The organism is Umezawaea sp. (genome assembly GCF_057122925.1).
Genome location: NZ_DBNGPQ010000096.1, coordinates 47,222 through 69,433, shown reverse-complemented (window position 1 = coordinate 69,433; position 22,212 = coordinate 47,222). Strand labels below are relative to the sequence as shown.

The window sequence follows — 22,212 nt, the reverse complement described above, 5'->3', positions numbered from 1 at the left end:
CGCACGTCGCACCCTGGATCCTCGCCCTCCGCTGGATCCACGGGTGGGTGCCGGTCAGGACGGGGGCTGGGTGGAGTAGCCCATCTCGTGCGCCCACACGGCGATCCCGACCCGGTTGCGCACGCCCAGCTTGCGCTGGATCGCGGCCACGTGCGTCTTCACCGTGCCCGCGCTGATGAACAGCTCGGCCCCGATGTCGGCGTTGGTCTGGCCCTCGGCCACCTTGCCCGCGACCTCGACCTCCCGGTCCGTCAGCGGCTCGGCGAGGACGCGCGGCTCGCGCTTGGCGTCGACGACCTGGCGCAGCAGCCGCACCGTGATCGACGGGCTGATCAGGCTGTCGCCGTTGTGCGCGGCCCGCACCGCCTCGACCAGCAGCGCCGGGCCCGAGCGCTTGAGCAGGAAGCCGGACGCGCCGTGGCGCAGCGCCGGGTACACGTACTCGTCGAGGTCGAACGTGGTCACGACGACGACCTTGACCGGCACGACCGGCTCCGGGCCCGCGAGCCTGCGGGTGACCTCCAGGCCGTCCATCCCCGGCATCCGCACGTCGAGCAGCGCGACGTCGGGCCGGTGGCGCTCGGCCAGTTCCAGCGCGGTGAGCCCGTCAGCCGCCTCGCAGACGACCTCGACGTCCGACTGGCTGTCCAGCACCCGGCGCATACCGCGCCGCACCATCTCCTGGTCGTCGGCGATGAGCACCCGAATGGTCACAGCGGATGATCGTCCCACACCGGTGGGTCACTGGCGCAGCATCCTGACCACGCCGCCGTCACCGCTGGACAGGAGCAGCACGTCCTGGCTCACCTCCCAGGTGAACTCCCTGGCGGTCAACGAGCCGGAGCCCGACCGGTCCCCGTCGGGGTCCGAGTGCGTGATCGCCTCGGCGGGCCGCAGCGAGATCCGCGACCCCCGCACGACCGCCCAGCCGACCTCCTGCCGCACGAACGTGAACGCCGAGGCGTCGGTTCCGACCTGGGCGACGAAGCCCGCGTGCGCGTAGGAGCCGTCGGCCTCGAACGAGTAGGAGATCGCCGCGTCCCCGCCGCTGGACATCCACAGCCCGACCAGGCCGCGCGGCATCGGGGGAACGTCCGGCACGCTCTCCTGGACGCCGCTGGGCGGTGGCGTCGACGCGGTGCTGGGCCCTGGAACGGACCCGGTACCCGCACACCCGGCCACCACGACCGCCAGTGCCAACCCGATCCGCCGCCCGCCCGGCGCACGCGTGGCTCCGCGGCCGCTGAAGGCCATGCCGACCACCTCCACCCGCGCGATCCGGGAAGCCGTCCGCCCCACCGGACACGCCCTCCCACTGTAGTGCGGACGGGGTTCGGTCGGTGGGCCCAGCGCAGCGGTCCGCTCGCCGCGACGACGATCGCCGGTGCCGGCAGGCATTTCCCTCGAGCACCCGCCGTACCGGCGAACAGCGGAGCACCGATCCGGATCAGTCGGTGGCGTCGGCACGCGGTGGGGGGCACTCGCCACCGGGTGTGGTCAGGAGTTCGAAGTGCCACATCTCGTTCGCGTACGCCTGGCACAGGCCGTAGGCGGCGCCGTGCCTGATGAGCCAGTCGTCCGCCGCGGTCGGGCCGATGTCGATCGCCTTGCCGGACACGTGCGTCGACCTCTCCGGTGTGTTCACGAAGCGCCGCGCCTCGGTGAGGCTGCCGTAGGTGACGGCGGCCTGGTCGAGGAGGCGCTGCTGGTACTCGTGGCTCCGCCAGCCCGACGTCACCCGCAGCTCGACGCCGTCGAGGCGGGCGTCGACGTCGGCCCCGCGCACCGCCTCCAGCAGGGCGGGGTCGAGGCCGCGGAGCGCGTCGTGACCGGTGTCGGACAGGGAGATGCTGCCGTTGTCCGGGATGGCGCCGTCGCCCGTCAGCCGGACCGACGGGCTCGGGGGTGGGGTGCCCGCCCGCTCCGGCGAGCACCCCACCAGCGCCGTGACGAGCGCGCCTGCGAGCAGGGCTCCTTGCGCGGTTCCACGCGTCGATGCCAAGACCGGTCTCCTCACCAGCGATGTCGAGGTCGTACGTCCTCGACCCTGCTGGTGGGATGTCCCCGTCCCGCCCGCGCCGTGTACTGGTCGTGCAACACCCGGCCGGCTAGTCGGCCGGGCGCTCCCCCGGCATCAGGCCCTCGGCCCGCACCTCGTGGCGCACCGCCTCCGACTCGCCGGGCATCAGGCCCTCGGGGACGTCGGCGGAGTCCCGTTCGCCGGGCATCCGGCCGTCGGTCGGCGGGGGCTCCGGTGCGGGCTCGGGCGGTACGGCCTCGGGTTCGGCGGACCGCCAGATCTCGGCCGCGTCCAAGCCCGCCGCCGTGGCGCTCATCGCGCGCACACCGGGGTCGTCGTCGGCGTCGAGGGTCTCGCGGACGACCTCGGCCGCGCTCGGCGGGAGGTTGCGGGTGCTCGACGCCGCCGCGACCCGCACGGTCGGGTCGGGGTGGGCGGCGGCGGCCAGCAGGACGTCGACGGACCGCTCGTCGTCGATCAGGCCCGCGAGGTAGGCGGCCTTGGCCGCGAGCATCGGCTCGCCGCCCTCGACCATGCTCTTGAGGTGGGGCAGGGCCTCCACCCCGAGTTCCGCGGCCCGCCGGTAGTCGGGCTCCTCCGCGATCAGCGCGGCGCGCACCTGTTCGAACGTGGTAGCCATCGCGCTCTCCTCACAGGTCCTGGGTGAAGGGGCTCGCCACCATGGTGTCGCGTTCGCTCGCGACGAGGTCCGGTGGCGGGTTGGTGATGTTCGCGGTGCCGTTGCCGGTCATCAGGCGGTTGTTGTCGTTGACGTGGTTGAGCCCGAGGACGTGGCCGACCTCGTGGCCGAACGTCCACTGCGTCGCCCCCGCCGCGACCGCGGCGCCGGGACGCCCCGCCGGGTGCGCGGCGCACCCGTTGAACGGCGGAACGGTCGACCTGACGAAGTACACCACGACGTCGTCGGGTCCCGCGTTGTTGCGGTTGGCGAACAGCTGGTCCTGCTGGGCCGTGGTCCTGCCCCGCACGCAGTCACCGACGTCGAGGTCGTTGAGGGCGGGCAGCGCGAGGTTCTCGGTGGACGCGTGCTGCACCTCCACGCCCACGGTCGCGTAGACCTCGCGCATCCGCTGCACCACGGTGTTCACCGCCACGTTCGGGTTGGTGAGGATCTTCGTGTGCACGCGGACCGTCGGCACCAGCGCCCACCACTTGTGCCAGAGCGCGTTGTCGGTTCCCCGCACGAAGGTGTCGATCCTGTTCACGCCCCACGAGGCCGCCGCGGGTCCGCTCGTCAGGACGCCGCCCAGGCTCTCCCAGCCCGACCAGCCGTTGTCGAACCACTTGTGCCACAGCGCGTTGTCCGCGCCCCGTGCGAACACGTCCACCCTGCCCGCGCCCCACGACGACACGTCGGGCGAACTCGTGAGCACGCCGCCCAGGCTCTCCCAGCCCGACCAGCCGTTGTCGAACCACTTGTGCCACAGGGCGTTGTCGGTTCCGCGGGCGAAGACGTCCAGCCTGCCCGCGCTCCACGCCGCCACCGCGGGATCGCTGGTCAGGACGCCGCCCAGGCTCTCCCAGCCCGACCAGCCGTTCTGGAACCACTTGTGCCACAGCGCGTTGTCCGCGCCCCGTGCGAACACGTCCAACCTGCCCGCGCTCCACGCCGCCACCGCGGGACCGCTCGTCAGGACGCCGCCCAGGCTCTCCCAGCCCGACCAGCCGTTGTCGAACCACTTGTGCCACAGCGCGTTGTCCGTCCCCCGCACGAACACGTCCAACCTGCCCGCGCCCCACGCCGCCACCGCGGGACCGCTCGTCAGCACGCCGCCCAGGCTCTCCCAGCCCGACCAGCCGTTCTGGAACCACTTGTGCCACAGCGCGTTGTCCGTTCCCCGCACGAACACGTCCAACCTGCCCGCGCCCCACGCCGCCACCGCCGGATCGTCCGTGAAGCTCCCGCCGAGGCTTTCCCACCCGAGCCACGTCATGGCCACCCGCCTTCCTGGAGTCGAGTCCTCGTCCGGGAGGTCGACGCGCGAAAAGGGGCTGTTACGAGCCGTTCCCAGCTCCCACTCGAACAGGCCAACATTCCATCCGGTCACTCATGGACGACTCCGCGGCACCGCACGAGCGCGGTGTCACCCGATCCGGTGCTCCAGCGGGCGTGCTGCAACGAAGTGGTGGCCGCGGACGATGACACGCACAGGAGCCCGCGCGACGAAGGCCGCTCAGGCTGACGTGATCGAGGGGGCGGGCGCCATCATCTTCCTCAGCTACACCAGGGCCGACGAACCGCTCGTCCGGGCGCTCCGCGAGGACTTCGAGCGCCTGGGCTGGCAGGTCTGGATGGACCGCGAGATCCACGGCGGCGAGCAGTGGTGGCGCGAGATCATCCGGGCGATCCAGGAGGCCGACGTCTTCGTGTTCGCCCTGTCGCAGGACTCGTGGTCGTCGCAGCCGTGCCGGGAGGAGCTGGACTACGCCCAGAAGCTGGGTGTCCCGGTCCTGCCGGTCCAGGTCGGCTCGGTGCAGAGCGTGCGCATCCCGATCATGGAGACGCAGGGCGTCGACTACCGCGAGCGCAGCGCGAACGCCGCTCTGGCGCTGGTCGCCGCGCTGACCGAGCTGACCAGCCGCCCGGTGGTGCGCACGGAGCCGCCGCCGGAGCCGCCGAGGGTGCCCTTCGAGTACCTGTACCGGATCGCCGAGATCCTCGGGCCGACGCCGATCCCGCCCGACCGCCAGGAGGACGTGATCGTCCAGCTTCGGCGCAAGCTCAGGGAGGAGAGGGACGCGGTGGCCCGCGCGGACATCGTGAAGCTGCTGCGGGAGTTCCGCAGGCGCAGGGAGCTGACCGTCGGCAACTCCGAGGAGATCGACCAGCTGCTGGAGGGGGCGGAGGCCGCGGGCGGGGCCGCGCAGGAGGACGGGGCCACGCGGCTGCCGCCCACCGACCACTGGCGGCAGAGCCTGGCGGCGGAGGCCGAGCGCGCCAGGAAGGCGGCCGAGAAGCCCGACCGGACCGCCTCCCCACGCCCGACGCCCCGCAAGCCCCCGCGCAGCCAGCCCCCGCCCGCGCCGAAGGTCGGGAAGCGGGAGCCCGCCCACGACTGGCACCGCCCCGCGACACCACCCACCCAGGCACCACCCACCCAGGCACCACCCAACCCGGCACCCCGCACCCAGGGGACACCCAGCCCAGCACCAGGGTCGCCTACCCCGGTACCGCCGAACCCGGCACCATCCACCCAGACACCACCCACGCCGGAGCCCTCCACCCCGGCGCCACCCACGCCGGAGCCGCCCACCCCGGCACACCACACCCCGGCACCACCCACGCCGGTACCACCCACCCCGGCGCACCACACCCCGGCACCACCCACGCCGGCGCCGCCCACCCCGGCACACCGCACCCCGGCACCACCTACCCCGGCACACCACACCGCGGAGTCACCTACCCCGGCACCGGCCGCGGAGTCCGACAGCTCCTCCACGCCGCCCGCCTGGCTGGGCGCGATCATCGACCGCGGCACCGGCGAGAGCACCCCGACCACCCCGCCCCCGCCGTCGTCACCGACGACCTCCGGCTGGTGGAAGGCCGCCGAGACGCCACCGGTGCGGACCCCGGCCGAGGAGCCCACCACCGAGGCGTCCACCACCGAGGGATCCACCGCCGAGGCGCCGCCGAACGACGGCAGGCTCGCGTTCGCGGGCGGTGTCCTGGGCGCGATGGGCGTCCCGCTCGGCTTCGCCGCGCTGCTCGGCCGCGACCGCACCGGCACGCAGGTCGGGCTGACGGTGCTGCTGATCGCGTCGGTCCTGGGGCTGTCGGTGGCCCTGGTGTCGCTCAGCCGGGGCGAGCAGCGGTCGCAGGTCGCCGTCGCGGTCTCGGCCGTCGGGCTGCTCGGGGTCGTGCTCTTCGTGTTGACCACCGGCCACTTCTAGGCCCCCTTCAGCAGTCCGACGAGCACCACGACGCCGAACACCACGACCCCCAGCGCGACGGCGATCGGGCCGCCCGGCGCGTCGAAGTCGACGGCCAGCGAGAGGAGCCCGGTGACCGCGCCGAGCAGGCTCGCCACCGCGACCACCGCCGGGGTGCCCGGCCGTCGCCGAGCCGGGGGAACGGGAGCGGTCTGCTCCTTCCACCACACCGCCGTCGGCGCACCCTCGTTCCGCGGCTCCGCCGGGGGCGGTACCGGGACCACGAGCGGAACGCGGGGCGCGGGGACCTCCGTCGGCGCGGTTCCGGGAACCACGGTGGGCGTGCGCTCCCACCACGGCGCGACCGAGGGCGCCAGCAGGTAGTCGAGCCCACCGGTCGCGGTCCACCCCGGCGAGCAGCACCGCTTGAGCCGGTCGGCCAGCTCGTCGACGCGGCTGTCGCGCAGGCTCGACAGGAAGCTCCACGCGGGGGTGTCGAACGGCGGCCGGAAGTCCTGCTGCGCCAGCAGGAGGTTCTCCCCCGTGCTCAGCGCTCCCCGCTCCGGGTTCCGCGCGAGCGCCACCAGGGACAGGTAGACGACCAGGCCGGGGAACGTGTCCATCCAGCGGCCCCACGGCCGGTTCGCGAGCTGGTAGTTGCGGTGCCCCGTCTCGCTCGGCGGGGCCGACGAGGCGAAGGCTGCGATCCAGGAGCAGTCGAAGTCGACCAGGCGCATGGTCCCGTGCTCGTCGACGAGCACGTTGCCGTGCTGGAGGTCCCCGTGCGCGAAGTCGGCGCGCTGCAACCGGTCCACCAGCTCCCGCCACGTCACGGCGAGCCTGGCCAGCGCGGCGGTGTCCTGTCGCGACACGAGGTCGTCCACGTGCCGGGTGAGGGTGTGCCCCTCCACCCACTGCATCCGCACCACCGGCCACGTGCGGCCGTTGACCCGGATGCCGTCGTCGATCCACCGGGGCAGAGCCACGACGCCGAGCAGGTCCCTGGTGACGAAGTGGTCGTGCAGCGCGGTGTAGCGGCGGCCGTTCCCGGCGTCGGCGCGGGTGAAGAACCGCAGCGCCCCGGCCTCGCCCGCCTCCGTCGCCTTGAACACGACCGCGCTGGTGCCGGACGCGGGCGAGGGGATCCCGAACACCGGGTGCACGACGAGTTCCAGCCGCCGCAGCTCGTCCGCGGTGAACACGTCGGGCTGCTGGACGGCCTTCATGTAGTCGTCGAACCCCGGGTAGCGCACTAGAGGCACACCACCAGGTGCTCGGGACCGGAGACGCCGACCGACACCCGCATCAGGGTGACGTCGTCGTTGACCATCTCCTCCGAGCGTCTGAGGTCGTCCACGAGGACGCGGAACGCCTCGGGGTGGTCCAGCCCCGCGAGCAGCGCCCACAGCGCTGCCCCGTCCCGCTCGTCGGCCCGGAGCACCCAGTCGGCGACCGCGTCCGTGGCCAGGTACACCACGTCGCCGTCGCGCAGGTCGCCCTCGGCGAACAGCATCCGGCCGACCACGTCCTCCAGCGCTCCCCGGCCGGTGGGCAGGCCGTCGGGGTTGAACCCGAAGCCGCGCACCGGGATCGGCGGGAACCGCGCCACGAGCCCGTCGCCGCGCACGTGGAAGAGCACCGTGTCGCCGAGCGCCACGGCCGACCAGCGCGGGCGCGGACCGGACAGGTCGGCGAACTCGCAGCCGAGGAAGGTGGCGAACGAACCGACCGTCTCCAGCTTGTAGAGCTGGAGGTCGGTCGCGTGCGCCAGCACCGGGTCGTGGCGCCAGCGGTCCTGGGTGCGGCACAGCCAGCGGTACAGGGGTTCGTCCGCCAGCTCCGGGGCCTCGTCCACGCCCCCGGCCCCCTGCCCGACGAACCCCTCGACCAGCCGCAGCGCCCACCGCGCCGAGCCGAAGCCCTGGGTGGCGCCGTCCGCCACCGCGAACCGGGGACCGCGACCGGTGGCCGCGTCGCCGGGAGCGGCTGCCGCACCGTCCTCCCACTCCTGCTCGGAGTTGCCGTGCTTGGGCGCGGAGAAGACGACCTGCCAGGCGTGCACGGCGCCCCCTAGGCCGACCGGTCCGGAACGCGGGTCCCCACCTGGAGGACGCGCAGCAGCGTGGACCGGCCGACGTTGAACGCCAGGCCCTTCGCGCCCTCCCGCACGTCGTGGCCGTCGACCCTGGCGTTCTCCGCCATCGGCCCCGGCAGCACGCTGCTCAGCGCGAACAGGTCGGGCCCCGGCAGCGGGAGGCCACCGGGGTCGGACGGGAAGACGACCTCCGGGACCTCGACCGGGGACAGGAAGACGTTGAAGAACAGCGTCCGCCCGTCACGGGTCTCGATCGCCGTGAGCCGCTGGACCCACTCCTGGATGGTGGCGCCGTCGTACGGGTTGTCGGTGACCATCCCGTCGGTGATGTTGATGACGATCGGCGGGAACGAGTCCGGGTGCGCCGCGGCCCAGTCGAAGACGTACCCGCCCGCCACCGCGACGGCCTGGCACATCGGCGTGCGGTAGCCGTGCGCCGGGTCGACCCAGACCGGCATCCTCACGCTCACCGGCATCGCGTCGATCGACGGCTCCTGGCGGACCGCCATCGGGTTGGCCGCCAGCTCCGGCAGCGGCACCAGCCCGCGCCCCGCGAGCGGGCCGCCGAACGCGGACTCCACGCCCTCGCCGCCGGGTCCGGTGAGCCGGGCGCCGTAGCTGAACACACCGACGTCGAAGTAGTGCCGGACGGGCGCGTTGACCTCGGTGGTCGCCTTGACGCACATGTCCAGCAGGATGTTGTTGACCGCCAGCGCGGCGCCGACGGCGAGTGAGTCCCCCGTCCGGCCCCAGGGCAGCTTCATCGAGTCCGACCGGTCCAACAGGATGACGACGCACCCAGGGGTCGCCCGCGACACCGATTGCCGGTACCTGCTTGAGTCCACGTTCCACCCGCTCCCTCTCGCACTCGACCCCCGTGCCGCCGGCCTCAGCCCGGTGGTGGTCCGCCGAGGTTCCGCCGGACCACCACCGCGGGCCACGCCGCGCCCACCGCCCACTGCCACGCGGTGCCGCAGTTCGGGGCCCGGCAGCGGAACGCGTAGCCGCGGTCGGCGCGGTGCACGTCCAGCTCGAAACCCCCGCACCGCGGGCACTGCGCGACGTGCGCCCGCGTCGCGTCGAACTCCTGCCGCCGCGGCGCCTCCCGGACGGCGGGGGCGGGCGGGGAGTCCCGCTGCCACCACGGGGCCGCCTGCGCGGGGCCGCTCCGCTCGACCGCCTGCGGCTGCTCCGCGGCCCTCTGCGGGACGACGGGCGACGGCCGTGGACCCCGCGCCGTCCAGCGGAGGGCGACCAGCACGCCGACCGCCCCGCCCACCGCCACGACGAGCAGCAACGACAGCCGCCCCAGCGTCCAGAAGCGGCCTCCGAGCAGCCCGCCGACCCCGGCCGCCACCGCGGTCGCGAACCAGAGCACGCGGGTCGACCTCGGCGCGGCCACGGGTCAGCTCCCCCCGGTGACGACCAGCTCGACCGGGCGCTCGTCGTCCGGCTCGCCCAGCTCCCAGCAGGAACGCCCGTCCGCGGTCACGGAGACCCGCGGTGACACCGCCCTCCACGGGGCGGGCAGCACAGCGCAGACGGTCACCGGCCACCCCGTGGTCCCGCCGAGCGGAAACGATCCGTTCCGGTCGACCTCGACGTCATCGGTGGACCTCCGCTCGACCCGCACGCGCAGGTTCCCCAATTCCGGCACGGCACGTTCCCGACCGTCCTCACCGCGCCGCACGAACACCGCCGTCCGCCCGGCGCCCTCACCGGCCCCGGTCGTCGGACTCGTCCGCGGAGGCGGTTCGACCTGCGACGCGTCCACCACCGCGCCGAGCAGGAGCGACACGGCGAACGAGACCACCAGCGCGTGGACGGGCGCCATGAACCGACTGCGCGCCCAGTCATCCATCATCGTCCAACGCAACCTCCGACCAAGTCGGCGACCTACTCCACCCATCGTCGGAAACGCCACCGCCGTGTCGGCGCGACTCGACTTTTCACCCGGAATCACCAATGCGGTAACGGCGGGCGGCGGTCCCTCGTCCGGAACCCGCCCGCCACGACATACTGTCGCGGCCCGCACGGCGTCGCGGGCGAGGAGGAGGGGAGCGGCGATGGTGGCCACGAGCGCACGAGGTCAGCGGAGCGGTGCCGCGCCGGTCGTGCGGGCGCGCTGGGCGCTGTGGACGTTCGTCGTGGTCAACGCCGCGATCGTCGAGGTCCTGTTCCTCACCGGGGGCACGGGCAAGAACGACGTCCTCACGGTCGCCAAGTTCTTCGGCCTGCACGCCGCCCTGGTCCTGATCTGCCAACTGCTGCTGGTCGCCAGGCTGCCCTGGCTGGACCGCAGGATCGGCATGGACCGGCTGACGTCGTGGCACCGGTGGGTCGGCTTCGGTCTGCTGTGGACGATCCTCGTGCACGCCACCCTCGTCGTGCTCGGGTACGCGGTGCTGGACGACGCCCCGATGGGCACGACCTTCCTCGCGCTGGCCGGTGTGCCCGCCTCGCTGATGGGGATGCTGGCCGCCACCGTCGTCGTGGTCATCGGCGTCGTCTCCACCAGGGGCGTCCGGCGGCGGCTGCGGTACGAGACGTGGCACGGCCTGCACCTGCTGCTGTACCTGGCCCTCGGCCTCGCCTTCGCGCACCAGCTGATCGAGACCACGACCTTCAAGTCCTCGGCGGTCGCGTTCGCCTACTGGTGGGCGCTGTGGCTGTTCGCCTTCGGCTCGCTGGTCGCGGGCCGGGTCGTCGTGCCGCTGCTGCGCAACGCCCGCCACCAGTTCCGGGTCGCGGCGGTCGTGCCGGAGTCTCACGACGTGGTGTCGGTGTACGTCACCGGCCGTCACCTGGAGCGCCTGCCCGCGCTGGCGGGCCAGTTCTTCGTCTGGCGCTTCCCCGGCCACCACCACTGGTGGCAGGCCAACCCGTTCTCGCTGTCCGCCGCGCCCAACGGCCGCTCGCTGCGGCTGACCGCCAAGGCGGTCGGCACCGCCAGCGCCGGGCTGCGGACCCTGCCCGTCGGCACCCGCGCGTTCCTGGAGGGCCCGTACGGGGCCTTCACGTCGCTGCACCGCTCGCGGCCGGGGGTCGTGCTGATCGCGGGCGGCGTGGGCGTCACGCCCGTCCGGGCGCTGCTGGAGGAGCACACGCCGGGCGACTTCGTCGTGCTCTACCGGGTCCGCGACGAGCGCGACGCCGTGCTGCTCACCGAGCTGCGGCAGCTCATCGCCGCGCGCCGCGGCAGGCTGCACCTGCTCACCGGCCGGGGAGCGCGACCCTTCGAACCGGACGCCCTGCGCCACCTCGTCCCGGACATCACCCAGCGCGACGTGTACGTCTGCGGCCCGCCCGCCATGACGTCGGCGGTGCTGGCCGGTCTGCGCGCGCTGAAGGTGCCCAACCGGCAGGTCCACGCCGAGAAGTTCAGCCTCGCCTGACGTGGGGACGCCTCGGCGCGGGCCCGTGCTGACCGCGGTGGCGGTCGGTGTCGCCGCGGTGGCGGCGGTCGTGCAGTACGCCGTGCCCTCCGTCGTGCCGGTGCTGGAGCGCGGCCCGCTGGACACCGGCCAGTGGTGGCGGGTGGTGACGCCGCTGCTGGTGCAAACCCTGGGCTGGTACCAGGTCGTGATGAACCTGGTCACGCTCGCGGTCGTCGGGGCGGTCGCCGAACCGCTGCTCGGCCGGTGGCGGTGGGTGGTGCTGTTCATCGTGGGGACGGTCGGCGGGCAGGTCGCCGCGTACGCCTGGCACGAGCACGGGGGCGGGGCGTCCATCGCCGTCTGCGGGCTCGCGGGCGGGCTGGTGGCGTGGCTGCCGCACGACCGCGCGGGCGGGAACCGCTGGGCCGAGTGGGTCGTGGTGGGCTACGTCGCCGCGCTGACGGGGTGGGGCTTCGCGGGCGTTCCCGGTACGGCCGTCGCCGTCGTGGTCGCCGCCGCCGTGCTCGCGGTCGCGCACCGCATCGCGCTCCTCGGCGCGGTCGCCGCCGCCGCGGTGCTGGCGGTGGCGTCCGACCTGCACGGCGTGTCGCTGGTGTCAGGAATGGTCGCCGGGGCGGTGCTCACCGGTCTCGCAGCGCGGCGGCCAGCTCCCGCCGCGAGGTGATGCCGAGCTTCGAGAACACCTTGCCCAGGTGCCACTCGACGGTGCGCGGGCTGAGGAACAGCGCGGCGCCGATCTCGGGGTTGGTCCGGCCCGCCGCGGCCAGGCGGGCGATCTGCGCCTCCTGCGGGGTGAACTCGTCGCTCTCGTCGACGGTCCGCTTGCGCACCGTCTCCCCGGTGGCGGCCAGTTCCCGGCTCGCCCGCTCGGCGAAGCCCTCCGCGCCCATCGCGGCGAACGCCTCGTGCGCGGCGCGGAGCTGGGCCCGCGCGTCCGCGCGCCGGTTCTCCCGGCGCAGCCACTCGCCGTAGAGCAGCCGGGCCCGCGCCAGCGGCAGGCCGAGCCGTTCGCCGTCCAGCCGCTCGACCGCCTCGCGGTAGTGGTCCTCGGCCCGGTCGGCAGGACCCGCGAGCGCGTCGGCCACGGCCTGGGCGCCCAGCGCCCAGTCGGTGCCCGCGGCACGGGTCCGCTCCGCGAGCCGGTCGCGCGCCTCGGCGGCCAGCGCGGTCTCACCGGTGCGCGCGGCGGCCTCGACCAGTTCGCCCCACGCCCACCCGGCGACGGCCAGGTCCGCGTGCTCGACGGCCGTGCGGGCGGCCCGCACGGCGGCCGGGTAGTGGCCGAGGCCGGTGGCCAGCACCGCCCTGGCGTACCCGGCCACGCCGAGCTGCCACCCCTCGCCGAGCGCCTCGGCGTCCCCCACCGTCGTGTCGATCACCGCCATCGCGGGCAGTTCCCGGCCCCGGTGGGCGGCCAGGACGAGCGGGGCGAACGGGTCGAGGGGCAGTCCCGTGGCCTGGCCGAGCGCGGTGGCCTCGTCCACCAGGTCCGACGCGGCGGTGAACCCACCCGCGAACACCAGGGCCCCGGCGCGGAAGGCCAGTGCCGGGGGCAGCAGCGACAGCGCGCCCGTGCGGCGGGCGACGGCGACGGCCCGCTCGGTCAGGCGGTGCCAGGCGGCGTCGTCCCACACCTCGACCGCGGCGGGCGCGGCCAGCCACAGCAGGTGCGGGTCGTCGTCCCCGGCCAGCGCGCGGCGCAGGAGCGGGACGGCGGGCGCGTACCCGTCCAGGGTCCACGCCGTGAGGCCGGTCAGCAGCGCGCCCGCGGGTTCCTCGCCCTCGGGCACGCCGCGGGCGGCGCGGGCGGCCTCGCGCGGGTCGCCGCCGAGCCGACCCGCGTGCACGGCGGCGCCGAGCGCCGAGAGGTAGGTCTCCCGCGCCGCGGCCAGGTCCAGCTCTTCGAGCTGGCGCGCGGCCGCGAGCAGCGGCGGACCGGCCGCCGCGCCCCGGTTGAGCGCGAACGCGATCTGGGCGCGCAGCCGTTCCGCCCCGGCGCGCCCCAGCGGGTCGAGCGGACCGAGTTCGGCGGCGGCGAGCAGGCCGGTCGCCTGGTCGAGGGCTCCGGTGTCGAACCGGGCCCGCGCGGCGGCCAGCGCACGCGCGGCGCGGGTCTTCGGGTCGAGCGTGAGTTCGGCCGCGCGCTCCAGGAACGACGCCGCCGCGGCGCGGCCACCGCGGGCGAACGCCCGGTCGGCCGACGACTCCAGTTCGGCGGCGACCTCCTCGTCCGGGCCGAGCGCGGCGTGCGCCCGGTGCCAGGCGCGGCGGTCGGGGTCCTGGTCGGGGTCGGTCACGTCAGCCAGCGCGCGGTGCGCGCGGCGCAGGTCCGCGGGCCCGGCCGCGCGGCGGCTCGCCGAGCGCGCGAGCGGGTGGCGGAAGCGGACCGCGGCGCCGAACTCGACCAGTCCGGCGGTCTCCGCGGCCTCGGCCGCCTCCGGTCCGACACCCAGCCGGTCGAGCGCGCGCCACAGCAGCGTCACGTCGCCGGTCGGCTCGACGGCGGCGGTGAGCAGCAGCAGGCGGGTGTCCTCGGGCAGGGCGGTGACGCGCCGCCCGAACTCCTGCTCCACCCGACCGACCACGGGCGTCGCGCCGGGCGAGCCGAACCCGAACGCCAGCTCCGCGGCCGTGAGGCCGTGCGGCAGTTCGAGCAGGGCGAGCGGGTTGCCCCGCGTCTCGGCGACGATGCGGTCGCGCACGCGGTCGTCGACCGGTCCGGGCAGCACCGAGTCGAGCAGCACCCGCGCGTCCGCCGCGGGCAGCCCGTCGACGCGCAGTTCCGGAAGCCCGGCGAGGATCGCCTCGTCACCGGGGCTGCGGGCGGCGCAGACCAGCGCGACCGACTCGGCGTCCAGCCTGCGGGCGACGAAGGTGAGGATCACCTCGGACATCCGGTCCAGCCACTGCACGTCGTCCACGACGCAGACCAGGGGCTGCTCCGATGCGGCCTCGGCGAGCAGGCCCAGCACCGCGAGGCCGACGAGGAGGGCCTCCGGCGGGTTGCCGGGGCTCAGGCCGAACCCGGTGGAGAGCGCGGCCCGCTGCGGTTCGGGCAGCCGGTCCAGGTGCCCCAGCAGCGGTGCGCACAGCTGCTGGAGCGCGGAGTAGGCGATCTCGGTCTCCGGCTCGACGCCAGCCGCCCTGACCACCCGCCCGGTCCGCACGTGCTCGGCCAGGTGGTCCAGCAGCGCGGTCTTGCCCGCGCCGGCCTCGCCGCGCAGCACCAGCACCCGGCTCCGGCCGGACCGGACGTCGCGCAGCAGGCCGTCGAGCGCCTCGCGCTCGCGCCGCCTGCCGCGCAGCACCGGGTTCCCGCTGTCGCTCCGCACCTTTTCCTCCCAGCGGAGGCTACACCGGAGCTGGATCTCCGCCGGGCGGGAGAACCGCCGCCTCAGGGCAGGAGCCCGGCCGCCTCGGCCATGTGCGCGGCGTACCACGCGGGCCAGTCCTCGTCCTCGTGCCCGAGCTCCGCCTCGTGCTCGCCGTGCGCCGCCGCGGCGTCGCGCAGGGCCTGCTCCAGCTCGGCCACCGAGCCGTGGACGACGTGGCTGATCCGGCCGGGCCGCCTCTCGGTGACCTCCTGGAGCACGAACTCGTTGCCGTCCGGGTCCTCGAAGGACAGGAACGAGCCGTAGGACTGCCGCGTCGGGTGCGGCCCCTCGACGCGGGCCAGCTCACCCGCGTGGTGGAACACGCCGCCGCGGTCGTGGAAGACCTCGCTGGTCTTCACGCCCTTGGCGGCGAGGTCGGCCCGCGCCGCGACGATGTCGTCCACGACCAGGTGCACACCGCGCACCGAGCCGGGCGCCGCGTCGGTGACGCCGTCGCCGACGATGATCGACGCCGACGAGCCGGGCGGGGTGAAGTGCACGACCCGGAGGCCGTCGGCACCGGTGAGGTCGACGTCCTCGCGGAAGCCGAGCCTGCTGTAGAACTCCTTCGACCTGTCCACGTCCGACACCGGCAGGACAACGATCTCGACCTTGTAGTCCACCATCATCAGCTCCTCCGCCCACCGGGTCCCGTTCGGTTCCCGGTGACCACAGCATGCGACCGGAGCAGGGCGGTTCGCCCCGGGGTGACCCCCCTGGGCACCCCCCGGTGCCGGTGTCCGGGGGGGTGCCCAGGGGGGTCCGGGCCCCGCTGCGGCGGCGGCGCGGGCCGACCGTCACGGCGTGGCGGTCGCCGTCCGCTTCCGCAGCAGGAACTCGCTGAGCGGCTCCACGTACTTCGCGACGATCGGACCGATGATCGCCATCAGCAGCACGTACGCGGTGGCCAGCGCCGCGAGTTCACCGCTCACGTGCCCGGACGCGACGGCGAGCCCGGCGATCACGATGGAGAACTCGCCGCGCGCGACCAGCGCGGCACCGGTCCGGGCGCGGCCCATCGCGGCGATGCCCTGGCGCTTCGCCGCCCACCAGCCGGTCGCGATCTTCGTGACCGTGGTGACGACCGCGAGCGCGGCGGCGACGCCCAGCACGGGCGGGATGGTCTTCGGGTCGGTGTTCAGGCCGAACACGACGAAGAACATCGCGGCGAACAGGTCGCGCAGCGGCTCCAGCATCCGGGTCGCGTTCTCCGCCGTCGAACCGGAGATCGCGATGCCCAGCAGGAACGCCCCGACGGCCGCGGACACCTGGAGCTGCGAGGCGATGCCCGCGACCAGCAGCGCCGAGCCGAGCAGCTTGAGCAGGAACACCTCGTGGTCGGGACTGTCCACGATGGCCGAGATGAACCGGCCGTACCGCAGGGCCACCACCAGCACGATGGTGACCGCGAGCAGCGAGATGCCCACCGACGTCAGGCCGCCGAGGAAGCTCGCGCCCGCGAGCACCGCCGTCAGCACCGGCAGGTACACCGCCATCGCGAGGTCCTCGAACACGAGCACCGAGAGGATGACCGGTGTCTCCCGGTTGCCGAGGCGGCCGAGGTCCCCCAGGACCTTGGCGATGATGCCCGAGGACGAGATGTAGGTGACGCCCGCCATCGCCAGGGCGCCGACCGGCCCCCAGCCGAGCAGGAGCGCCGCGACGGCGCCCGGCGCGGCGTTGAGGACGATGTCCAGCACGCCCGCCATCCACGACTTGCGCAGGCCGGTCGTGAGCTCGGACGCCGAGTACTCCAGCCCGAGCAGCAACAGCAGCAGCACCACGCCGATCTCGCTGGCGAGGTGCGCGAACTCCTCGATGCCGTGCAGCGGGACCAGCCCGCCGGAGCCGAAGGCGAGGCCCCCGACGAGGTAGAGCGGGATGGGCGAGATCCCGAACTTCCAGGCGACCCTGCCGAGCAGGCCGAGCCCGAAGAAGACCGCACCCAGTTGGATCAGCGCGATTGTGGTCTCCGGCACGCGCTCAGCCGCCTGTCAGGATGTCGGCGGCGGCGTCGAGGCCCTCCACCGTGCCGACCACGACGGCGAGGTCGCCGTTCTCGAACAGGAACTCCGGCCCCGGCGACGGGTGCGCGACACCCACGCGGATCACGGCGACGACCGACGCGCTCGTGCGGGTGCGCAGGGCCGTGTCGCCCAGCGTGCGGTGCGCGAACGCGGTGACCGGCAGCTGGCGGGTGCTGATCCCGCTGATGTCGCGGTGCTGCTCGCTCAGCCGGGCGACCAGCTGCGGGGAGCCGAGCAGACCGGCGAGGGTGCCCGCCTCCTCCGGGGTGAGCGGTATGGACACGCCCGCCGCGTCCGGGTCGTCCTGTTTGGACACCATCAGCTCGAACTTGCCGTCCCGGTAGGAGATCACTCCGACGCGGCGGCCCGCGCGGATGACGAAGTCCTCACGGACCCCGATGCCGGGCAGCGGCGTCACTTCGACGTTCACGGTTGGTCGTTCCTCTTTTCGCACAGGGACTTGCACGCGGGGTCTACGGTTCGATGAGTCCGGCGCGGATGGCGTACCGGGTGAGTTCGAGCCGGTCCTTCAGCCCGAGCTTCTGCAACAGGTTGGCGCGGTGCCGCTCGACCGTCTTCACGCTGATGAACAGCAGGTCGGCGATCTCCTTCGAGGAGTTGCCCTCGGCCACGAGCTTGAGGATCTCCTCCTCGCGGTCGGTGATCGCCTTGGCGGGGATGCTCTCGCCGTCGCGCACGCGGTCCAGGTAGTTGCGGATCAGCGAGGCCACCGCGCCGGGGTACAGGAACGGCTCGCCCCGGATCGCGGCGCGGCAGGCCTCCACCAGGTCGCGGTCGGCGACCGACTTGAGCACGTACCCGGAGGCGCCCGCCTTGAGCGCCTCGAAGAAGTACTGCTCGTTGTCGTACATCGTGAGGATGAGGATGCGCAGGTCCGGTTGCAGGCGCGACAGCTCGCGCGCGGCTTGCAGGCCGGTCAGGCGGGGCATGGCGATGTCGAGGATGGCCAGGTCGGGCCGCTCGGCGCGGGCCATCGAGATCGCCTCGGCGCCGTCGCCCGCCTCGGCGACCACGGTCAGGTCCGGCTCGTTGTCGAGGATCAGCCGGACCCCGCGCCGGACCAGCGCGTGGTCGTCCGCGAGCAGGATGCGCACGGGTGTCACCGGCTCTCCCCCGCGGGCCGCACGACGAGCCTGACCTCGGTGCCCCGCCGCGGCGCGGGCCCGACGGTCAGATCGGCTCCGACCAGGAGCGCCCGTTCGCGCATCCCCCGGATCCCCGAGCCCTCCGCCGAGTCGCCCATCCCCCGCCCGTCGTCGCGGACGCACAGCTCGACCCCGGCCGACGTCGACCGCAGCAGCAGCTCGACCTGGTGGGCGCCGGAGTGCCGCACGGTGTTGGTCAGCCCCTCCTGCGCGACGCGGTACACGACCAGCTCGGTCTCCTTGTCCAGGTCCGGGAGGTGCCGGTCGAAGGTGCGCCGCACCACGACGTCGGCGTGCTCGGAGATCTCCGACACGAGCGCCTTCAACGCGCTGACCAGGCCCAACTCCTCCAGGACGCCGGGTCGCAGGCGGCGCGCGATCCGCCGCACCTCGTCCAGCGTGCTGCGCACCGTCTCCTGCACCTGCGGCAGCTCGTCGCGCACCGGGGCGGGCGCGTGGTCGGCGACCCGCTTCAGCTCCAGGAGCACGGCCGTCAGCGACTGGCCCACCTCGTCGTGCAGCTCCTGGGCGACGCGACGCCGCTCGGCCTCCTGCGCGGACAGCGCGCGGGCCGAGCTGAACCCGCGCTCGGTCTCCAGCCGGTCGAGCATCCCGTTGAAGGTCGTGATCAGGTCGGCGATCTCGCCGTGGCCGGTCGCGTTGAGCCGCGGGCCGGGCTTGAGGAGGTCGATCGTCGTCATCGCCCTCGTCAGCCGCTCCAGCGGTGCCAGCCCGAGCCTGATCAGGGCGGCGTTCGCCACCAGCAGGACCGCCAGCCCGGCGGTGAGGATCAGGATCTCGGTGAACAGGGCGGGCGTGGACACCGTGAGCGGGCCCAGGACCAGCAGCGCGGCGGCGGCGACCAGCGCCACGGCGTTGAGCAGGAAGATCCTGCCGAACAAGGACACGCGCATTGCCTCCTGGTGATCACTTCCCGCCACGCCTGCGAGGGTCGCCCGAAATCCGCGCCGTGTCCATCCGTGGCAACACCCATGTTCGTCGCGATCCGCCCCTCCCGCCACGCGGCGGGTGGACGGCGGCACCCGCCGGGAATGGGCGTGCCGCCCGATGGTCCGGACCCCCTCCCGAGGGACATCGTGGAACCACACCCCCGAGACCAGGAGGAGCCACGTGGTCCGACACGATCACCCGCAGCCGATCCGACGCAAGCCCAGGACGACGTGGACCCTCGTCGCGGTCGCGGTGGCGCTGCTGATCGCGGGCGTCGTCGTCCCGCACGCGCTGCTCATCGCCGCAGGCCTGATCCTGGCGGGTTCCACCGGCCTCGGCGGCAGCCGCTGACTGCATGGTGCTCCCACCCCTCCTTGGTGTCGCCACCGATGGTCCGGACGGCCCCCGACGGGCGAGGCTCGTGGTGACCACGCAACGCCGGCTCGGAACGGAGGACCCGACACCATGACCTCACCGGGACGACTGGCCAGGCGCACCGAACGGGCTGATGAGATGCAGGCACGCGACATCGCCGTGAACGTCCCGACCGTCACGGTCGACGACCCGGTGGCGAAGGCCGTGCGCGTGATGGCCGTGAGCAGGCTCCCCGGCCTGGTCGTCGTGGACGAGCTGTCCCGGCCGTGGGCCGTGCTGCCGGGCACGCAGGTGCTGCGCCTGGCCGTGCCCGGCGCCTACCAGGAGGACCCGGCTCTCGTGAGGACGGTCGACGAGGACCACGCCGACGTGTTCTGGCAGGAGCTGGCCGACCGCACCGTCGGCGACTGCGCGTCCCGGAGGCTGACCAAACCGGTCACCGTCCGCGCCGACGCCACGCTGCTGGAGGTCGCCGCGCTCATGGCCCGCCAGCACAGCCCGCTCGTCGCCGTCGTCGACGACTCCGGCGTGCTCGTCGGCGCCATCACCCTCGACCGGCTGATCACCAGCCTCGCGGTGTTCAACTCCGACGACTGACCCTCCCGACCACCTGTCGACGTCGCCGCCCGCTGCCGTGCCGCGGGCGGTGACACCCCTCGTTCGGAGGTCCCGCCCGTGCGCTCCGCCGCCACCCCCGGCCCGCCGTGACCGCCCTGCTCGCGCTCGCGATCTTCCTGGTCGCGTTCTTCTTCATCGCCACCGAGAAGGCGGACAAGGTCAAGGTCGTCCTCGTCGCCGCGGGGCTGATGGCCGTGCTCGGCCTCGTCCCCGGCTCCGAGGTGTTCTTCTCCGAGCACGAGGGGATCGACTGGAACGTCATCTTCCTGCTGTTCGGGATGATGGTGATCGTCGGGATCGTCAAGCAGACCGGCGTGTTCGACTTCCTCGCCATCTGGGCGGCCAAGAGGGCCAGGGGGCGGCCGTACCGGCTCATGGTGATGCTGATGGGCATCACCGCCGTCGCGTCGCCGTTCCTGGACAACGTCACCACGATCATGCTGGTGGCCCCGGTGACGGTCGTGGTGTGCGACCGGCTGCGCATCCCCGCCCAGCCGTACCTGATCGCCGAGGTGCTGGCGTCCAACATCGGCGGCGCGGCCACGCTGATCGGCGATCCCCCGAACATCATCATCGGCAGCCGGGCCGGGTTGACCTTCGTCGACTTCCTCGTCCACATGACACCGGTGGTCGTGGTCGTCTTCGTGGCGTTCGTGCTGCTGACCAAGTTCCTGTTCCGGAAGTCCTTCCAGCACAACGAGGAGCACGTGGCCTCGGTGATGGCGTTGCAGGAGCGGCGCGCCATCACCGACCCGGTCATGCTGCGCCGCTGCCTGGTGGTGTTCGCGGGCGTCGTACTCGGTTTCGGCCTGCACGCCGTGGTCCACGTCGACCCCGCGGTCGTCGCCCTCGTCGGCGCGGGCGTCATGCTGCTCGTCACCCGCGTGGACGTGGCGGACGTGCTGGCCGAGGTCGAGTGGCCGACGCTCGTCTTCTTCATGGGTCTGTTCGTGATGGTGGCCGGGCTCGTGCACACCGGCGTCATCGGCACCATCGGCGGCTGGACCGCCGGGGCCTTCGGCGACGACCACTTCCTCGCCGCCACGGCCCTGCTGTTCGGGTCGAGCGTCCTCGGCGCGTTCTTCGACAACATCCCCTACGTGGCGACGATGGCACCCGTGGTCGAGGGGATGGTCGCGGGCGTCCCGGACGCGGCCACGGGCGAGGCGCTGTGGTGGTCCTTCGCGCTGGGGGCCGACTTCGGCGGGAACGGCACGGCCGTGGCGGCGAGCGCGAACGTCGTGGCGGTGGGCATCGCCGCCCGCACCGGTCACCCGATCAGCTTCTGGCAGTTCACCAGGTACGGCATCGTCGTCACGGCGCTGAGCACGGCGATGGCGTGGGTGTACGTCTGGCTGCGGTACTTCTCGTGACCCGGCGCCCGGTGGTGCCGCGGAAGATCGAATACGCTGGTGGCTCCAGCCCCCGTCCTCGGCGGACCCGACCCGGTGGAGGTCGTGCGCGGGTGCGGGGGAACGCCAGGGAGGACCTGCCATGCCCACCGAGACGACGCTGCTGATCCCCACCGAGGACGGCCGGGCCGACGCGTTCGCCGCGTTCCCCGACGACGGCGAGCGGCACCCGGGGGTGCTGCTGCACATGGACGCGTTCGGCGTGCGGCCCGTGCTGCTGGACCTGGCCCGCGAACTGGCCGGGCACGGGTACTACGTGCTCGTCCCGAACGTGTACTACCGGCACGGCCCGACGCCCGTGGTGGACCTCCCCGAGCACATCACCGCCGAGGTCAGGCCCGAGCTGTTCGCCCGGCTGGTGCCGCTGATGCGGGCGCACACCACCGAGCACGCCCTGCGCGACGCCGACGCCTACCTGTCCTTCCTCTCCAGCAGGCCCGAGGTCGCCGCCGGACCGGTCGCCGCGGTCGGCTACTGCATGGGGGCCGTCCTCGCGATGCGCACCGCGACGGCCCACCCGGACCGGGTGGCCGCCCTGGCCGGGTTCCACCCCGGCGCGCTGGTGACCGACGAGCCGGACAGCCCGCACCTGCGCGTCGGCGACCTCACCGCCCGCGTCCACCTCGGCCTGGCCGAGAACGACCTGTCGCCCGAGGCGCTCGGCGTGCTGGAGAGGGCCCTGGACGCCGCGGGGGTCCAGCACGCGTGCGAGGTCTACCCCGACGCGGTCCACGGCTTCACGATGTCCGACACCGACGCGTTCGACGCCGCCGCGCTGCGCCGCCACTGGGACCGACTGCTCCCCCTCCTGGAGCAGTCGCTGGGCGGCCGGGACCCGCGCTGAGGCACGGTGTCCGCGAGCTCCTGGCGCCACGTCGGGTCGTA

At 73.8% G+C, this 22,212-nt stretch carries 23 protein-coding genes; 7 read left to right on the top strand and 16 right to left on the bottom strand.

Annotated features, from left to right (window positions below; genetic code table 11):
* Positions 1-54: 54 nt before the first annotated feature.
* The 5 genes from AC156L_RS22145 to AC156L_RS22125 form a co-directional block, all read right to left on the bottom strand.
* Positions 55-714, bottom strand: coding sequence for a response regulator transcription factor (locus tag AC156L_RS22145; RefSeq protein ID WP_330874879.1), 660 nt, complete (start codon positions 712-714; stop codon positions 55-57).
* A 27-nt stretch (positions 715-741) separates the two neighbouring features.
* Positions 742-1,254 (bottom strand): hypothetical protein, encoded by a 513-nt coding sequence (locus AC156L_RS22140; protein WP_330874878.1) that lies wholly within the window; start codon positions 1,252-1,254, stop codon positions 742-744.
* A gap of 193 nt (positions 1,255-1,447) precedes the next feature.
* The gene (locus tag AC156L_RS22135; RefSeq protein WP_330874877.1) at positions 1,448-2,002 is read right to left on the bottom strand and encodes a M15 family metallopeptidase; all 555 of its coding nucleotides are present in this window, start codon (positions 2,000-2,002) and stop codon (positions 1,448-1,450) included.
* Positions 2,003-2,108: 106 nt separating this feature from the next.
* Positions 2,109-2,660 (bottom strand): HEAT repeat domain-containing protein, encoded by a 552-nt coding sequence (locus tag AC156L_RS22130; RefSeq protein WP_330874876.1) that lies wholly within the window; start codon positions 2,658-2,660, stop codon positions 2,109-2,111.
* A gap of 10 nt (positions 2,661-2,670) precedes the next feature.
* Positions 2,671-3,975, bottom strand: coding sequence for a DUF8189 domain-containing protein (locus AC156L_RS22125; RefSeq protein ID WP_484407221.1), 1,305 nt, complete (start codon positions 3,973-3,975; stop codon positions 2,671-2,673).
* Positions 3,976-4,180: 205 nt separating this feature from the next.
* On the opposite strand from AC156L_RS22125, the gene AC156L_RS22120 reads away from it, so the two are divergent.
* Positions 4,181-5,932, top strand: coding sequence for a TIR domain-containing protein (locus AC156L_RS22120; protein WP_484407220.1), 1,752 nt, complete (start codon positions 4,181-4,183; stop codon positions 5,930-5,932).
* On the opposite strand, the gene AC156L_RS22115 is transcribed toward AC156L_RS22120, so the two are convergent.
* Genes AC156L_RS22115 through AC156L_RS22095 form a run of 5 tightly spaced genes read right to left on the bottom strand, consistent with a single transcriptional unit; the run spans position 5,929 to position 9,840 of the window.
* The gene (locus tag AC156L_RS22115) at positions 5,929-7,164 is read right to left on the bottom strand and encodes a protein kinase family protein (protein ID WP_330874873.1); all 1,236 of its coding nucleotides are present in this window, start codon (positions 7,162-7,164) and stop codon (positions 5,929-5,931) included. The genes AC156L_RS22120 and AC156L_RS22115 overlap by 4 nt on opposite strands.
* Positions 7,164-7,973: a hypothetical protein gene (locus tag AC156L_RS22110; RefSeq protein WP_330874872.1), complete on the bottom strand. Its 810-nt coding sequence runs from the start codon at positions 7,971-7,973 to the stop codon at positions 7,164-7,166. The genes AC156L_RS22115 and AC156L_RS22110 overlap by 1 nt, the downstream gene beginning before the upstream one ends.
* 8 nt (positions 7,974-7,981) lie before the next feature.
* Positions 7,982-8,851 carry a hypothetical protein gene (locus AC156L_RS22105; protein ID WP_330874871.1) on the bottom strand — a complete coding sequence of 290 codons (870 nt, stop codon included), beginning with the start codon at positions 8,849-8,851 and terminating at the stop codon, positions 7,982-7,984.
* A gap of 44 nt (positions 8,852-8,895) precedes the next feature.
* Positions 8,896-9,408 carry a hypothetical protein gene (locus AC156L_RS22100; protein ID WP_330874870.1) on the bottom strand — a complete coding sequence of 171 codons (513 nt, stop codon included), beginning with the start codon at positions 9,406-9,408 and terminating at the stop codon, positions 8,896-8,898.
* Positions 9,409-9,411: 3 nt separating this feature from the next.
* Positions 9,412-9,840, bottom strand: coding sequence for a hypothetical protein (locus tag AC156L_RS22095; RefSeq protein WP_330874869.1), 429 nt, complete (start codon positions 9,838-9,840; stop codon positions 9,412-9,414).
* A gap of 232 nt (positions 9,841-10,072) precedes the next feature.
* Between AC156L_RS22095 and AC156L_RS22090 the strand changes: the two genes are divergently transcribed.
* Complete coding sequence (locus AC156L_RS22090; protein ID WP_330874868.1) at positions 10,073-11,401, top strand: ferredoxin reductase family protein; 1,329 nt, start codon at positions 10,073-10,075, stop codon at positions 11,399-11,401.
* A gap of 1 nt (position 11,402) precedes the next feature.
* A complete protein-coding gene (locus AC156L_RS22085) occupies positions 11,403-12,068 on the top strand; it encodes a rhomboid family intramembrane serine protease (protein ID WP_330874867.1) in 666 nt (221 codons plus the stop codon).
* On the opposite strand, the gene AC156L_RS22080 is transcribed toward AC156L_RS22085, so the two are convergent.
* The 6 genes from AC156L_RS22080 to AC156L_RS22055 all read right to left on the bottom strand — a co-directional run bounded on the left by AC156L_RS22080 (position 12,025) and on the right by AC156L_RS22055 (position 18,885).
* Positions 12,025-14,736 carry an ATP-binding protein gene (locus tag AC156L_RS22080; protein WP_330874866.1) on the bottom strand — a complete coding sequence of 904 codons (2,712 nt, stop codon included), beginning with the start codon at positions 14,734-14,736 and terminating at the stop codon, positions 12,025-12,027. The genes AC156L_RS22085 and AC156L_RS22080 overlap by 44 nt on opposite strands.
* A gap of 62 nt (positions 14,737-14,798) precedes the next feature.
* Positions 14,799-15,404 carry a VOC family protein gene (locus tag AC156L_RS22075; RefSeq protein WP_330874865.1) on the bottom strand — a complete coding sequence of 202 codons (606 nt, stop codon included), beginning with the start codon at positions 15,402-15,404 and terminating at the stop codon, positions 14,799-14,801.
* A gap of 171 nt (positions 15,405-15,575) precedes the next feature.
* Positions 15,576-16,757: a cation:proton antiporter gene (locus tag AC156L_RS22070; protein WP_330874864.1), complete on the bottom strand. Its 1,182-nt coding sequence runs from the start codon at positions 16,755-16,757 to the stop codon at positions 15,576-15,578.
* Between the two features lie 4 nt (positions 16,758-16,761).
* On the bottom strand, positions 16,762-17,235 hold the full coding sequence (locus tag AC156L_RS22065) for a cation:proton antiporter regulatory subunit (RefSeq protein ID WP_330874863.1): 474 nt from the start codon (positions 17,233-17,235) through the stop codon (positions 16,762-16,764).
* A 43-nt stretch (positions 17,236-17,278) separates the two neighbouring features.
* Positions 17,279-17,929 carry a response regulator transcription factor gene (locus tag AC156L_RS22060; protein ID WP_330874862.1) on the bottom strand — a complete coding sequence of 217 codons (651 nt, stop codon included), beginning with the start codon at positions 17,927-17,929 and terminating at the stop codon, positions 17,279-17,281.
* Positions 17,926-18,885, bottom strand: a complete 960-nt coding sequence (locus tag AC156L_RS22055) for a HAMP domain-containing sensor histidine kinase (RefSeq protein WP_330874861.1) — start codon at positions 18,883-18,885, stop codon at positions 17,926-17,928. Before AC156L_RS22055 ends, AC156L_RS22060 begins: the two co-directional genes overlap by 4 nt.
* A gap of 217 nt (positions 18,886-19,102) precedes the next feature.
* Here AC156L_RS22055 and AC156L_RS22050 point away from each other — a divergent pair, with 217 nt between their 5' ends.
* From AC156L_RS22050 to AC156L_RS22035, 4 genes are all read left to right on the top strand, one after another.
* The gene (locus AC156L_RS22050; protein ID WP_330874860.1) at positions 19,103-19,273 is read left to right on the top strand and encodes a hypothetical protein; all 171 of its coding nucleotides are present in this window, start codon (positions 19,103-19,105) and stop codon (positions 19,271-19,273) included.
* A 114-nt stretch (positions 19,274-19,387) separates the two neighbouring features.
* The gene (locus AC156L_RS22045) at positions 19,388-19,894 is read left to right on the top strand and encodes a CBS domain-containing protein (protein ID WP_330874859.1); all 507 of its coding nucleotides are present in this window, start codon (positions 19,388-19,390) and stop codon (positions 19,892-19,894) included.
* Positions 19,895-20,001: 107 nt separating this feature from the next.
* Complete coding sequence (locus AC156L_RS22040) at positions 20,002-21,288, top strand: ArsB/NhaD family transporter (protein WP_330874858.1); 1,287 nt, start codon at positions 20,002-20,004, stop codon at positions 21,286-21,288.
* A gap of 121 nt (positions 21,289-21,409) precedes the next feature.
* On the top strand, positions 21,410-22,171 hold the full coding sequence (locus AC156L_RS22035; protein ID WP_330874857.1) for a dienelactone hydrolase family protein: 762 nt from the start codon (positions 21,410-21,412) through the stop codon (positions 22,169-22,171).
* Positions 22,172-22,212: the final 41 nt, after the last annotated feature.